At 63.6% G+C, this 13,976-nt stretch carries 12 protein-coding genes; 4 read left to right on the top strand and 8 right to left on the bottom strand.

Going from position 1 to position 13,976, the window contains the following annotated elements; genetic code table 11:
- Nucleotides 1-193: 193 nt before the first annotated feature.
- Genes H7995_RS15465 through H7995_RS15480 form a run of 4 tightly spaced genes read right to left on the bottom strand, consistent with a single transcriptional unit; the run spans nucleotide 194 to nucleotide 4,950 of the window.
- The gene (locus H7995_RS15465; protein ID WP_182343581.1) at nucleotides 194-1,051 is read right to left on the bottom strand and encodes an efflux RND transporter periplasmic adaptor subunit; all 858 of its coding nucleotides are present in this window, start codon (nucleotides 1,049-1,051) and stop codon (nucleotides 194-196) included.
- 10 nt (nucleotides 1,052-1,061) lie between these two features.
- On the bottom strand, nucleotides 1,062-1,262 hold the full coding sequence (locus H7995_RS15470) for a DUF1656 domain-containing protein (RefSeq protein WP_185818571.1): 201 nt from the start codon (nucleotides 1,260-1,262) through the stop codon (nucleotides 1,062-1,064).
- Nucleotides 1,252-3,429 carry an FUSC family protein gene (locus H7995_RS15475; RefSeq protein WP_182343579.1) on the bottom strand — a complete coding sequence of 726 codons (2,178 nt, stop codon included), beginning with the start codon at nucleotides 3,427-3,429 and terminating at the stop codon, nucleotides 1,252-1,254. The genes H7995_RS15470 and H7995_RS15475 overlap by 11 nt, the downstream gene beginning before the upstream one ends.
- 9 nt (nucleotides 3,430-3,438) lie before the next feature.
- On the bottom strand, nucleotides 3,439-4,950 hold the full coding sequence (locus H7995_RS15480; RefSeq protein WP_182343577.1) for an efflux transporter outer membrane subunit: 1,512 nt from the start codon (nucleotides 4,948-4,950) through the stop codon (nucleotides 3,439-3,441).
- A gap of 180 nt (nucleotides 4,951-5,130) precedes the next feature.
- Here H7995_RS15480 and H7995_RS15485 point away from each other — a divergent pair, with 180 nt between their 5' ends.
- The 3 genes from H7995_RS15485 to H7995_RS15495 all read left to right on the top strand — a co-directional run bounded on the left by H7995_RS15485 (nucleotide 5,131) and on the right by H7995_RS15495 (nucleotide 7,895).
- On the top strand, nucleotides 5,131-6,099 hold the full coding sequence (locus H7995_RS15485) for a LysR family transcriptional regulator (RefSeq protein WP_166588696.1): 969 nt from the start codon (nucleotides 5,131-5,133) through the stop codon (nucleotides 6,097-6,099).
- Between the two features lie 98 nt (nucleotides 6,100-6,197).
- Nucleotides 6,198-7,172, top strand: a complete 975-nt coding sequence (locus H7995_RS15490) for a 2-hydroxyacid dehydrogenase (RefSeq protein WP_185818572.1) — start codon at nucleotides 6,198-6,200, stop codon at nucleotides 7,170-7,172.
- Nucleotides 7,173-7,385: 213 nt separating this feature from the next.
- Nucleotides 7,386-7,895, top strand: a complete 510-nt coding sequence (locus H7995_RS15495; RefSeq protein ID WP_166588698.1) for a DUF2165 domain-containing protein — start codon at nucleotides 7,386-7,388, stop codon at nucleotides 7,893-7,895.
- A 13-nt stretch (nucleotides 7,896-7,908) separates the two neighbouring features.
- On the opposite strand, the gene H7995_RS15500 is transcribed toward H7995_RS15495, so the two are convergent.
- Nucleotides 7,909-8,811 carry a DMT family transporter gene (locus tag H7995_RS15500; protein ID WP_185818573.1) on the bottom strand — a complete coding sequence of 301 codons (903 nt, stop codon included), beginning with the start codon at nucleotides 8,809-8,811 and terminating at the stop codon, nucleotides 7,909-7,911.
- Nucleotides 8,812-8,948: 137 nt separating this feature from the next.
- Here H7995_RS15500 and H7995_RS15505 point away from each other — a divergent pair, with 137 nt between their 5' ends.
- On the top strand, nucleotides 8,949-9,824 hold the full coding sequence (locus H7995_RS15505; RefSeq protein ID WP_166588700.1) for an AraC family transcriptional regulator: 876 nt from the start codon (nucleotides 8,949-8,951) through the stop codon (nucleotides 9,822-9,824).
- Between the two features lie 8 nt (nucleotides 9,825-9,832).
- Here the strand turns inward: H7995_RS15505 and H7995_RS15510 are convergent, their stop codons facing one another.
- The 3 genes from H7995_RS15510 to H7995_RS15520 all read right to left on the bottom strand — a co-directional run bounded on the left by H7995_RS15510 (nucleotide 9,833) and on the right by H7995_RS15520 (nucleotide 13,972).
- Nucleotides 9,833-12,265: a TonB-dependent siderophore receptor gene (locus tag H7995_RS15510; protein WP_185818574.1), complete on the bottom strand. Its 2,433-nt coding sequence runs from the start codon at nucleotides 12,263-12,265 to the stop codon at nucleotides 9,833-9,835.
- Between the two features lie 151 nt (nucleotides 12,266-12,416).
- A complete protein-coding gene (locus H7995_RS15515; RefSeq protein WP_185818575.1) occupies nucleotides 12,417-13,403 on the bottom strand; it encodes a FecR domain-containing protein in 987 nt (328 codons plus the stop codon).
- Nucleotides 13,400-13,972, bottom strand: a complete 573-nt coding sequence (locus H7995_RS15520) for an RNA polymerase sigma factor (RefSeq protein WP_185818576.1) — start codon at nucleotides 13,970-13,972, stop codon at nucleotides 13,400-13,402. The genes H7995_RS15515 and H7995_RS15520 overlap by 4 nt, the downstream gene beginning before the upstream one ends.
- Nucleotides 13,973-13,976 lie beyond the last annotated feature (4 nt).

Consider the following 13,976-nt stretch of genomic DNA (forward strand, 5'->3'; position numbering starts at 1 on the left):
GTTTTGCTTACTTTTGGCTGGGCCGGCATTCCGGCTCTCAAAAGTGAGCCGCTGTAAGAGCGGAACCATAGGTGGCCGTTACCGCAGAAATGGATATGTACCCGGTCGAATCCAACACCCCAGAGGCCCACAGGTGCAACGTCGCACCACAGTTGTGTAGATACCTACGCCGCGATATCGCAAGCCAGCAACCTCACGGCGTCTGCTTGACCACCACCGTGCAGGTAATCCCCGCCGCCAGCAGCACCCCGTCCGGGACTTCGTCGATGTGAATCCGTACCGGCACCCGTTGTGCCAGGCGCACCCAGTTGAAGGTCGGGTTGACGTCGGCGATCAGTTCACGGCTTTCGGGGTTGTCGCGGTCGTAGATGCCGCGGGAAATGCTTTCCACATGACCCTTGAGCACTTCTCCGCTCATCAACTGCATGTCGGCCTGATCGCCGACGCGCACCCGGGGCAGTTTGGTTTCTTCGAAGAAGCCGTAGACCCAGAACGAGTTCATGTCGACCACCGCCATTTTCGGCTCGCCGATACGCGCGTAGTCGCCGCGATGCACGTTGAGGTTGGTGACATAACCGTCCACCGCCGCCAGCACTTTGGTGCGTTTGAGGTTCAGTTGCGCCGCTTCCAGCTGCGCCTGGGCGTGCTGGTAGTCCGCCAGTGCCGAGTCAGCGATGTTGCTGGCGTCGTCACGGTTCTCGCGGGAGATCACCAGGTTGTCGAGGTCGGCGCGCCGGTGGGCGTTGACCTTGCGCATCTCCCAGGTGGCCTTGCGCGAGGCCACCTGCGCTTGCGCCTGCTTGACCGCGATCAGGTAGTGCTCGGGGTCGATCTGCATCAGCAGGTCCCCCCTTTTCACCAACTGGTTGTCGCGCACCGGTACGTCCACCACTTCACCGCTGACGTCGGCGGCGACGTTGATGATGTCGGCACGCACCCGGCCATCGCGGGTCCAGGGGGTGTTCATGTAATGCACCCAGAGGGTCCGGCCGATCCACATCGCAAGGGCCAGCACCAACAGGGTAGCGAGCAGGCTGAAGAGCTTTTTCATCGAAGCGGTCTCACTGGTAGACAGTCAGCGCCAGGGCGCCGAACAAGCAAATGAACAGGCTCAGGCGCAGCAGCGCCGGATGCCAGAAAAAACGGTACAGGTCGAACCCGGACAGAAACCGGTCCAGCGCCCAGGCCAGTACCGCGGCGATGAAAAACATCAGGGTCATGGTCGGCATGTAGACGCCATGGAAAGCGATTTCACGGGGCATGGTCAGGTCCTTGCAGGGCGGCCAGCGGCGATTGCGGGTCGAGCAGCGAAGTGCGGATGAAATGCAGGTAGCTCTTCACCCGGCGCAGGGGCGAGGTATCGAAGTGCGGGGCGAAGGGTTCGTCGCTGGCCTGGACCCGGCTGATGGCATGGTCGACGGCCACCAGCGCGCGCTCCAGGTTGCTCTGCCCCGGTTGCAGGAACAGCCGCACCAGGGCGCGACCCATGACCCGGATCGCCTGGCGCCAGGGTTGCGCTTCGGCATAGGCCGGGTGCACCGGCAGGATTGCCTGTTCCTTGCGCAATTCGATGATCGCGTGGCCGACTTCCAGCACCACGAACATCCAGCGCAGCAGATTCCGTTGCACCTGGGGCTGCCCGACCGCCAGGCCGTATGCCTGGTGCAGCAAATCCCGGGTGCTGCTTTCGAAACTCGACGCCAGGCCCTTGAGCTTGCCGCTGATGGCATACACCACTTGCCCGCGCAGGTCCTGCTCCAGGCGGCGCCACAACCAGCGGCTGTTGGGCGGCAGAATGATCGCCCCGGCGGCCGCGCACACCAGCATGCCCATGACCATGGCGATGTAGTCGTTGATGAAGGTGTAGGGGTTGTAGATCGTCAGGTTGTCCGGCACCGAGCCGGTGCTGAAAAAGATCAGCAAGCCCAGGCCAACCCCGGCGTATTGCGGGCGTGAAGAGAGGAACGAACCGAGCACGATCACCGGCGCCAGCATCACGCACAGCAGGGGGAAACCGTCGATCCAGGGGAAGATGAAAAACATTTCGACGAAGCCGATCAACGCCCCCAGCAACGTGCCGCAGGCCATCTGGAAGGCCATGCGCTTGGGGTTCGGCGTGGCCGCAGAAAGACCCACCGTGGCGGCCGCGATCAGGGTCATGGTGGCGCCGCTCGGCCAGGCCGTGGCGACCCAGTAGCTGCCCAGCACCAACAGAATGAACGCGGCCCGGATCCCCGAGGCCGCCGAGGCCAGCCAGTTGGTTTTCGGGGTGTAGGGCTCATCCCATTGCTCGCGTTCGTGGCGGTGATCGGCCAGCGAGGCGTGGGTCTGGGCATAACTGTGCAGCTCATCGACAAAGCGATAGAGCAGCTCATAGGCGGTGTGAAAATCCAGTTGGTCGGCGTCGCTTGGCGCGCTTTCCTGGAAGCTGGCGCGCAGGCTGCGTACCCGCGCCCTCAGGCCGTCCTTGTAGTCCGCCAGTTGCATCGCCAGGCGTGCCGCGTCGGCATGGGTCAGGGCCCGGCCAGAGAAGCCGTCGAGCAGTTCGGCCAGGTCCAGCAAGCCAGGCTTGATCGCCGCGATCACCTGGTCGGCGCCACTGCCGCGCAGGCGTTCGAGCAACTGGTGCAGGGCATTGAAGCGGGTGGTGATGCCCATGAACTCGCTGTTCAGGCGGCTGAGCCGGCCGTTGCGCCGACGCATGTGCGGGTCTTCGAACACCGTGACGCTGCGCAGTCCTTCCAGGCCCACGGCTTCGGCGATAAAGCCAACGTTGCGCCGCTCAAAACTGTCGGCCTGACTGCGCCCGCGCAGGCCATCGGTGACGAACAGGGCGAACACCCCGAAACGCTGGTACAAGGCATTGCGCATCGCCGCGCTGGCGGTTTGCGGGAGGATCGCGGCGCTGACCAGGGTCGCGCAGAGAATGCCCAGGGAGATTTCCAGCACCCGCCACACCGCCGCCATGAACGCCCCTTCGGGGTGCGCCAGGGCAGGCAGGCCGACCATCGCCGCGGTGTAGCCGGCGAGCACAAACCCGTAGGCGCGGAAGTTGCGATAACGCGCCGCACCCGCCGAACAGATCCCGACCCAGATCGCCAGAGCGCCGAGAAACAGCTCGGTGTTCTGCGCGAACAAGGCGATCAACGCGACCATCACCGCCGAACCCGCCAGGGTCCCGAGGAAGCGGTAGAAGCTCTTGGCGAACACCTGGCCGCTCTGCGGTTGCATGACAATGAACACGGTGATCATCGCCGTGCGCGGTTGCGGCAACTCCAGGCGCATGGCCAGCCACAGGGTCAGGAACGCGGCGATCAACACTTTGAAGATGTACACCCAGGTCACGCCGTCGCTGCGTGCCCAGTCGAAAAAACCACGGCGCCAGTCAAGGGCATACAGCCAGCGCAGCGGTGCAGGCAAGGGAGTCATGGTGTCCTGTCAGTGGTCGAGGGCAGAAAGAATGGCCGGGGTGGGCGGTGCCTGCAGCTGGTGCTCGGCGGGCCTGTCGGCGCCGGCACCGAGGCCGCCCCCCAGGGCGGTGACCAGTTCGGCGTGGGCACTCAGGCGCGCGGCCTGGACCTGCTGCTGCACCTGTTGCTGGCGCAACAGCAGGGTTTGCGCGTTGAGCACGTTGAGGTAGTCGGTCAGGCCGCGCTGGTAGGCGATCATCGCGATGTCGTAGGTTTTCTGCGCGGCCGCCACCGACTCGGTAGCGAAGGCTTGCTGCTTGTCCATGGACTCCCGGCGGATCAACTGATCGGAAATGCCCTTGAGGGCATTGACCAGGGTCTGGTTGTACTTGGCCACGGCCAGGTCATAGCCGGCCGCGGCCTCGCCCAGCTCCGCCCGCAGGCGCCCACCGTCAAAGATCGGCAGGGAGATCGCCGGCCCCACGCTGTAGTTGAGTTTCTTGCCGGTCAGGAACTCCAGCGCCCCACCGCCGGTGGCCATGTAGCCGAGGCTGCCGACCAGGTCGACGTTGGGGTAGAAACCGGCGTGCGCTACTTCAATGCCGCGCGCCTGGGCCGCCACCTGCCAGCGGCTGGCCACCACGTCCGGACGTTGTCCGAGCAATTGCGCCGGCAGCGCCGACGGCAGTTTCAACGCCGTCCCCAGGGCCAGGGTCGGACGCTGCAGACGCGCGCCCTCCCCCGGGCCCTTGCCGGCCAAGGCCGCGAGCTGGTTGCGGCTCAGGGCGATGCTTTCGTCCAGGGCGTCCAGTTGGCGATGGGTCTCGGGCAACGGGGTCTGCGCCTGGCTGACTTCAAAATGGGTGCCGATGCCGCCGTCCAGGCGCTTTTGCGCCAGATCGACAATCTGTTGTTGCTGGGCCAGGGTCGCCGCAATGATGTCGCGCTGGGCGTAATGCAGGGACAGCTGGATGTAGGCCCGCACCACGTTGTTCTGCAGTTCGAGCTGGGCCATGCGCGCTTCGGCGGCGCTCATGTGGGCCAGGTCGACGGCTCGCTCGCTGGCATTGCTTTCGCGCCCCCACAGGTCCAGCGCGTAGCTGAAGCCCAGTGCGGCGTTGTTGTCCCAGGTGGTGGTGTTGGCCAGTTCGCCCGGGCCGTAGAACTGATCGGTGGGCCAGTTGTGGCGCTTGAGGGTGCTGTCGGCGTTGACCTGCAACGACTCGGCGGATTCCACCACCCCGGCCATGGCCCGGGCCTGGCGCACTCGCGCCGCGGCCATGGCCATGCTCGGGCTACCCTGCAGGGCGAGATCGACCCAGGCATTGAGCTGCGGATCGCCATAGGCCTGCCACCACTTGGCGCTGGGCCAGTGTGCATCCTGGGTCGCGCTCTGGATGGCGACGTCTGTGGCCAATGTATTGGCATCGAGTGCCTTGCCTTGTGGGGCAATACCTCCGGTTCCGATGCAGCCGCTGATTGCTAACGATAAAGCCCAGACACTGAGAGTCTTCAACTCTCTGTTGATGCGACGCGGCACTGCTGCAAATTCCTGAGGAGGGGGTGATTTCCAATCGGCGCAATTCTAGGGCTGGGCCTGGGCGGCGATAAGCTGGGAATCTTGTGAATCTTTGTTACCGTTAGCGAGATAATCCCTTGGTTGAATGCCTGAACCTTGTAACTTCGTGTCACAATTTGCCATCTGCCTTGAGAGCACCCCATGGACACTTTGCAAAACATGCGCGCCTTCAGCTGTGTCGCCGAGGCCGGCAGTTTCACCGCCGCCGCTGTGCAGCTTGATACCACTACAGCCAATGTCTCGCGCGCGGTCTCCAACCTTGAGGCCCACCTGCAAACCCGCCTGCTCAACCGCACCACCCGGCGCATTGCCCTGACCGAAGCCGGCAAACGCTATTTGCTGCGCTGCGAGCAGATCCTGGCTTATGTCGAAGAAGCCGAGGCCGAAGCCAGCGACGCTCATGCGCGGCCGGCCGGGCAACTGAAAGTGCACACCATGACCGGGATCGGCCAGCACTTCGTGATCGACGCCATTGCGCGCTACCGCAAGACCCATCCCGACGTGACCTTCGACCTGACCCTGGCCAACCGCGTGCCGGACCTGCTGGACGAGGGCTACGACGTGTCCATCGTGCTCGCCAGCGAATTGCCAGACTCCGGTTTCGTCTCCCAGCGCCTGGGCATCACCTACAGCATCGTCTGTGCCTCACCGGCCTACGTCAAAGCCAACGGCTGCGCGCACAAGCCCAGCGACCTGCTGAACCACGCCTGCCTGCGCCTGGTGAGCCCGGTGATTCCCCTGGAAAAATGGCTGTTCGACGGCCCCGAAGGCCAGGAAATGGTCACCATCAACAGCTCGCCGTTCCTGGTGAACTCCGCCGACGCGATGAAAACCGCGATCACCAGCGGCATGGGGGTGGGTGTGCTGCCGGTGTACGCGGCGATTGAAGGGTTGCGCAACGGCACGCTGGTGCGGGTGATGCCCAACTACCGCTCCCAGGAGCTGAACCTGTACGCCATCTACCCGTCGCGCCAGTACCTGGACGCCAAGATCAAGACCTGGGTGGAATACCTGCGGGGCTCGCTGCCGGAAATCCTCGCGGCCCATCAGGCGGAACTGACGGCGTATGAGCTCAGTGGCAGTCTGGGTGGGGCGCGGCTCAGCACCTGATGACGCGAGCAGGCGCAGCGCTGCTCGGGGCTCGCCTAGACCCCGGCAAGAATGATAGCTTGCTTGGCATTCTCCCCCGCCTGACGAGCCTTCCTGCGATGAAAAAGACTGTCCTTGCCTTCAGCCGTGTCTCGCCTGCCATGGTCGAGTCCCTGCAACAAGACTTCAACGTGATCGTGCCCAACCCCAAGCAGGGTGATATCAGCGCCCAATTCAACGAAGCCCTGCCCCACGCCCACGGCCTGATCGGCGTCGGGCGCAAGCTGGGTCGGGCGCAACTGGAAAACGCCGGGCAGTTGCAAGTGGTCTCCAGTGTGTCGGTGGGCTACGACAACTATGACCTGGACTACTTCAACGAACGCGGGATCATGCTCACCAACACCCCGGATGTGCTGACCGAAAGCACCGCCGACCTGGCCTTTGCCCTGCTGATGAGCAGCGCTCGGCGGGTAGCCGAACTGGACGCCTGGACCAAGGCCGGACAATGGCAGGCCACTGTCGGCGCACCGCTGTTCGGTTGTGATGTACACGGCAAGACCCTGGGCATTGTCGGCATGGGCAACATCGGCGCGGCCATCGCCCGGCGCGGTCGCCTGGGCTTCAACATGCCGATCCTGTACAGCGGCAACAGCCGCAAGAACGCGCTGGAACAGGTGCTGGGCGCGCAGTTTCGCAGCCTCGACCAATTGCTGGCCGAAGCCGACTTCGTCTGCCTGGTGGTGCCGCTCAGCGACAAGACCCGGCATTTGATCAGCCATCGCGAACTGGGCCTGATGAAGTCCAGCGCGATTCTGGTGAATATTTCCCGCGGCCCGGTGGTCGATGAGGCCGCACTGATCGAGGCCCTGCAGGACAACCGGATCCGCGGTGCGGGGCTGGACGTCTATGAAAAGGAACCGCTGGCGCAGTCGCCTCTGTTTGCCCTGAAAAACGCGGTGACCTTGCCGCACATCGGCTCCGCCACTCACGAAACCCGCGAGGCCATGGCCAACCGCGCCCTGGCCAATTTGCGCAGCGCCTTGCTGGGCGAACGGCCGCAAGACCTGGTCAACCCGCAGGTGTGGCAAGGATGATGGACTGGCGGCACGCCACTGGGCACGTGCCGCCCACTTCATGGGCAATACGCGGATGAGTTAGATCCGCCACTACAACTAACTGACTGCCATACAACATCAAGCGACAAAAGTTGCAACTTCGGCTCGCGACAAACTTTCGCGCGCGCGTTATAAACTTCGATCAATACAAAACAGCGCATTAAACGCGGCTCACACTCGGAGATAGCGCGCATGATAAAACTCACCACCACTTGTGCGATTCGGCGCAGCAAAGTACTCGTTGTACTAATGGCCGGCGTATTCGGGATATTTACCCTTGTCAATAACTACACCGACTATACGGCCTACTATGAATACATTGGCGACATCCTCAGCATGAGCACCACCGAAGGCAACGAATCACGACGCTACAGGGCGGTAAAGTCAAAGTTATTCCATCATCGTTTCTACTGGACGATCATCACCCTGGAAACCATCTTTACGTTATGTTGCCTGGTCGGAACCTACCAACTTTACCGAAAACTCACTGCCAGCCATAAGGAGTTCCGCGGAGCAAAAAAGATGGCCGTCGTCGGATTGACCACGGCCATTACTGTTTACTACGTCATGTACATCATCATTCTCAACGAATGGTTCGACATGGAATACTCCACTAACCGAAACGCTTTCGATTGGGCCCGTAGTAACCTCGAGTATATGTTCCCCGCGTTAATCTACCTGACGCTGGAGAATGAGAACTAACACTCTGCCCTCCTCACGCCAGACCCGCTTTGGCCTGGTTAATACGCACAGCGGGTTTGCGAAACACCAGCAGGTTGCCCAGCATGACCAACACCAACCCGGCCAGGGCCGGCGCGGTCCACTGATAACCTTCGACGAACGCCGAGACGTTCAACGCCACCACCGGAAACAACACGGTGCAGTAAGCGGCACGCTCCGGTCCCATGCGCCCGACCAGCGTCAGGTAAGCGGTGAAGCCGATCACCGAACCCGGAATGACCAGGTACAGCAGCGACCCGATGTAGCGGCTATTCCATTCCATGTCGAAGGGAATGCCCTGGACCAGGCAGTACAGCGACAGCATTGCCGCCCCATAGGCCATGCCCCAGGCGTTGGTGGTCAGGGGCTTGAGGCCGGCTTTCTGTTGCAGGCTGGAGAGCATGTTGCCCGCCGAAAAACACAGCGTGCCAAGCAACGCCAGGCCCAGCCCCAGCAGCGTCTGCGGGCTGGCCGTGTGACCCGCCAGCTCCGGCCAGAACAACAACCCCAACCCGCCCAGGCCCAGCGCCCCGCCCATCAGTACGTTGCGGGCGATTTTCTGGCCGAAGAACACCCGTGCATTCAAGGCATTCCATAGCGTCGCCGTGGAGAACACCACGGCGACCAGGCCGCTGGGGATCCACTGGCTGGCATAGAGGAAGCACATGAAGTTGATGCAGAACAGGCACAGGCCCTGGGCCACGCAGATCAGGTGCCCGCGCCGGCTCATCACCTGCAGCTTGCGACTGAGCAGCAGAATCACAAACAACACCAGGGCGGCCAGGCCAAAACGATAGACAATCGACACCGGTATGGCCACGACCCCCAATTGCAGTTTCAAGGCAATCCAGGTGGTGCCCCAGATCAGCACAGTCAGCAGGTATAGCGAGAGGTTCATGACGGCAACTCCTGAAGATGGCCTCCAGTCTGTGCCGCCGTCGCATGGCGCGCTTGCATAAACTTGCGCTTTTGTCCGGTGCCGGGCTGGCACGCACAGGCCGACGGAGTAGGATGCAAGGCGTTGGAGAAACGATCATGCCCGCACTGGAAACCCTGCAAGTCTTTCAAGCCCTCAACCGCTCGCCCCATGCTCGTCTCGAGCACAGCGCCGAGCTCGGTGACGGCATGGCTGCAGCCCTGTGGAGCAACTACCACGACGCCCAGGATTACCAGGCCCCGGGGCATCACACCCTGTCCTGCTACCTGGCCGGCGGTACCGGGACCTTCCGCCGCGAACAGCCCGGCACCACCGGCGGCCCGAACAAACTCTGCGTGCTGCCCGCCGAACATCAGTCAGCCTGGGTGATCAACGGTGAAATCCGCCTGGCCCACCTGTATTTCAGCCAAGAGCAGTTCGCCCTCGGCTGCGTCACCCTGCTCGACCGCGAACCCCGTGCGCTGCACCTGCGCGAAGGCACCTTTCTCGACGACCCGTTGCAGGCCCGACGCTTTCACCAACTGATCGCCTTGAACTGGGATGAACCCGGCGAGCGCCTGCTGACCAGCAGCCTGGCCCACGAAATGCTCAGCCACACCCTGCTCAACCAAGTTGGCCTGCGTCAGGGGCTGCGACTCAAGGGCGGTCTGGCCGCCCATCAGCGACGCCTCCTGGTGGAGTACATCGACAGTCATCTGGAGCAGTCCATCAGCCTTGGCCAACTGGCGGCCCTGTGTGCGCTGTCGGAGTACCACTTCGCCCGGATGTTCCGTGAAAGCTTCGGCCTGCCGCCCCATCAATACCTGCTGGCCCGCCGCCTGGCACAGGCCCGGTATCTGCTGCGCAGCACCCGGCACCCCTTGGGCGAGATTGCCCTGGCCTGCGGTTTTGCCAGCGCCAGCCACTTCACCAACCGCTTCCGCCAGGCCATGCACGGCACGCCCGGCGACTACCGCCAGGCGTTCCAGGCTTAGCGCATCACTCAGAATTCGAGCGTGCTGGACAACGACACCTGGCGCGAATCACCCATCGAGACAAAAAAGCGGCTGGCCGCCGAGGTGTAGTAGGTGCGGTCGAAAAGGTTCTTCACGTTGAGCTGGAACTTGACCTTCTGCCCGTCGAGCCGGGTGTCGTAGGTGGCGAAGGCGTCCGCCACGGTGTAGCCCGGCAGGTCAAAGTCGTTCACCGCATTACCCGCCCGTTCGCCGACATAGCGCGCGCCAGCGCCGACGCGCAGTTGATCGCCACCGATCAGGCTGCCGAAGTCGTAGACCGCCGACAGTGATCCGCTGTTGCGGGCCACGTTCTGCAATTTTTTGCCCTGGTAGGTCGGGTCTTCGGTGACCTCGGCATCGGTGTAGGCATAGCTGCCGATCAGGCTCCAGCGCTCGCTCAACTGCCCGCTCAGGTCCATTTCCAGCCCCCGGGAGCGAACCTCGCCCGCCGCACTGTAAATCGTCACCGGCCCCTCGGCGTTGGCCACCAGCACGTTGCGCTTCTTGATGTCGAACAGCGCGATATTGCCGGTGATGAGCCCCGGCAGAACGAGCTTGGCCCCCAGCTCCCAGGACTTGGCCTCTTCCGGCGCCACGCTGCCATCAAGCACTGTGCTGCTGCCACTGAGCGGGGCAATGGTGGAGTTGGGTTTGAAGGATTCGGTGTAGCTGCCGTAGAACGACAGCGCATCGCTGTAGCGATACACCAGGCCGGCGCGGGGTACCCACTTCTGGCCGTTGGTGTCGGTGTTGGCCTTGAACGGACGCCCCTTGCCGGCGTACTGGTCGTACTCCTGGAAGCGCCCCCCGGCGACGAGGATCCACTGTTCGTTGAGGTGAATCGAGTCCTGCAGGAACACCGAGTCGCTGCGCAGCAGGTCTGTCTGCGCGCTGTCCGCGGCGCTGACGGTGGTACCCGCCACTTCACGGCCATAGACCGGGTCGAGGTAGCTGAACGACGGGGCCTGGCTTTTCTGTCGGATCAGGTCGGCGCGGTAGATCTTGCGGTACTCGTCATCCACCCCCAGCACCAGGTCATGTTGCATGCCGGCCAGCTCGACCTGGCCCTGCAGGCTGACGGTGGTGAAGCGGTCGGTGCTGAGGGCGCCCTGGGTGCCGTCCATGTTGCGGGTCAGCGTGCCCTTCGCCGGGTCGATCGCGGTGATGCGGACCTGGCTGGCATCGTAGGTTTCGCGGTTCCAGCTGTAGCCGAAGTGGGCGCTCCAGTTGTCATTGAGCTGGTGATCGGCTTCAACGCGATAGAGGTCCGAGCGCCCCTCCATGTGATTGAACGGCTCGTCCAGACGGCGCTGTGCCGGAATGTCCAGCGGGTGATTGGTCAGTGGGTCGATGGCCGTGCCACGGTCGAATGGCGAGAGGAATTCGCGGTGCTCGTAGGCGAATTTCAACGTGGTGCTGTCGCCGTACCAGGCCAGGGACGGCGCGATCAGGCTCTCGCGGTGGGTGCCGAAATTGCGCCAGTAATCTTCGTCTTCGTGGTCCAGCACCAACCGATAGGCCAGGCCGGACTCCCCCAGTGCGCCGGTGCTGTCCAGGCTGGCGCCGCTGCCGTTCTTGCCGGCGCCGTAGCTTGAGCCGCGCGCGGTCAGGGCGTTGTAGGCCTGCACCTGGGGTTGCTTGCTGACCATGTTCACCACGCCGCCCGGGTCCTGGATTCCGTACAGCAAGGAGGCTGGTCCCTTCAGCACCTCGACCCGATCCACCGAAGCATTCAAACCACGGCCCTGCACGATCGGCATGCCGTCGCGCATGATCGAACCGTTGCGGTTGTCACCAAACCCGCGGGTCATCACCGAGTCCTGGGTGCTGCCCAGGGTATTGCCCTGGGTGATGCCGCTGACATTGGCCAGGGCATCGTCGAGGTTGCGCGGCGCCTGGTCACGCAGGACCTGGGCCGCGACCACGTTGATGGTCTGGGGGATTTCCTGCAGCGTGGCCGAGGAGCGCGCAATCGAGGTGGTCGCCGGCGGCTGGTAGCTCAGCGAGGCGTCCTGCACCGAGGTGATGGTGGTCGCCCCCAGGTTCAAGACGCCAGCACTGGGCATGGGTTCCAGGACCAGGGTATGACCATCGGTCTGGCGGAACGTCATTGCCGACCCGCTCAACAGCCGCTGCATGGCTTGCTCGGCACTCATCTGCCCACTGATGGCCGGCGCCGTCACGCCGTAGGGCGCTTCATCGGTGTAGACCACGCTGATGCCGGTCACCCGGCTGAAATCGCTCAGGGCCTGAGGCAAGGGTTTGGCGGCGATATCGAAGCGAAACTGACCTGTGTGCTGCTCACTGGGCTGCGCGGCCTGGGCCACGTTCAGCGCTGACACTGCCACCACCGCCAGGACCGAGCCTGCGAACCACTGTTTGACCGAACCGCCTGCCACCGAACTTGCCCTGGACTTCATTGCTTGGACCCATGTGTAGTAACGCAACCGATGCGAACAATTCGCACTTTCATCACTACACGGATGGCGCTCGGGTTTACCTCACCTGATCCGCAAAAATATTTGCATACCCCGCCCTCTGCTACGGACGGCTACGGAAATCGTTTGGCCTTCAGCGCAGGATGATCAGGTTGCCCAGGTGGTTCTGCTGAAAACCCAGCACCTCTTGCAACGACGCCAGGACGGCTTGCGGGTCGTGGCTGGGAAAGCTGCCGCTGATGCGACGCGCGCCCAGCTCATCGTTGAGCAGGAGGATTCGCCCCGGGTAATAACGCCGCAGGTCCTGCACCACATCCGCCAAAGGCGCCTTGTAGTAATTCAGCCAGCCCTGGCGCCAGGCCAGTTGCGCCTGCGCATCGATCGCTTGCAGGGCACGGGCATGGCCGGCGCTGTAGGCCACTTGCTGGTCGGCGCCCAGCACCTGCTGCTCGGCACCTTTGGCCGGGGTGACGCCGACCCGTCCCGAGAGCACGCTGACCTGCGCGCCCATGGGTTGCAGGCGCACTTCGAACTGAGTGCCCAGGACCCGCGCCTCGCCTCGGTTGGCATCGACCACAAAGGGTTCGCCAGTGTGGCTCACGCTGAAAAACGCCGCCCCCCGGCGTACCTCGACGTGCCGCTCACCTCCGCTGAAATCCACGGCAATGGCGCTGTCGGCATCCAGGGTAATCACCGATTGATCGGCCAGGGTCACGCTGCGCACTTGCCCCGGCGCCGAGACATAGTCGGCGCCCAGGTCATCGAACCAGCGCGACGGCTGCCAGCCCGCGCCCATCGACACCATCAGCAGCAGGCTGGCGGCCAGCGCCAGCCCACCCGACCAGCGCCGCACGCTGGAACGCCGCGCGCGGTTCATTGCATTCAAGTAGCCCTGCAAGGCCAAGGCATCTTCGTCGGCCAGGGTGCGGGCGGGCACTTCGCTGAGCTCCCAGATCACCTGGGCCTGGGCATAGGCCTCGGCGTGGGCAGGGTCGGCCTGCAGCCAATGGCTGAAGGTTGCTTGATCGCCACTGCTCGGCTGATCGTGCAGCAGGCTCAGCCAGGCCAGCGCGGCCTGTTCCTGAGCGGGCGTCGGCAGGACGCGAGTGTCGTGGTTCACGGGGCTTTCCCTGGCGGACGTGATTCGGGGTCCCGCAGACTGTCCTTGCAGGCTTGGAGCGCGCGCATCATATGTTTTTCCACGGCACTCTGGGACAAGCCCATGACCTTGGCAATGTCGGCGTACTTGCGGCCGTGGATGCGGTTGAGCAAAAAGATCTGCCGGGTGCGCTCGGGCAAACTGCGCAGCGCAGCCTCGACATGGCGCAAGTCATTGCCGGCTTCGAGTGCCGCTTGGGGCTCCACGCCAAGCGTGTCCTGTTGTTCCGGCAGCCAGCCTTCGCTCAGCCGGCCCCGGGCGTCTTCGCTGCGCAGGTGATCGATGGCGATGTTGCCGGCGCAGCGCAGCAAATACGTGCTGAGTTCCTCGACCTGCACCAACGGCCGCCGCCAGAACCGCAGGAACAGGTCCTGCACCAGGTCGGCCGCCGTCGCCCGACACCCCACCCGCCGACTGACCAAGGCCTCCATCTGCGAGCGCTGGGACAAGAACACCTGGAGAAAATGTGCGCGGCCGCTCGGGCTGTCACTGCCGTCGGCCTTCTGTGGTTCAGGGGGTATGCTGATCATCCGG

The organism is Pseudomonas kielensis, from assembly GCF_014236655.1.
GTDB lineage: Bacteria > Pseudomonadota > Gammaproteobacteria > Pseudomonadales > Pseudomonadaceae > Aquipseudomonas > Aquipseudomonas kielensis.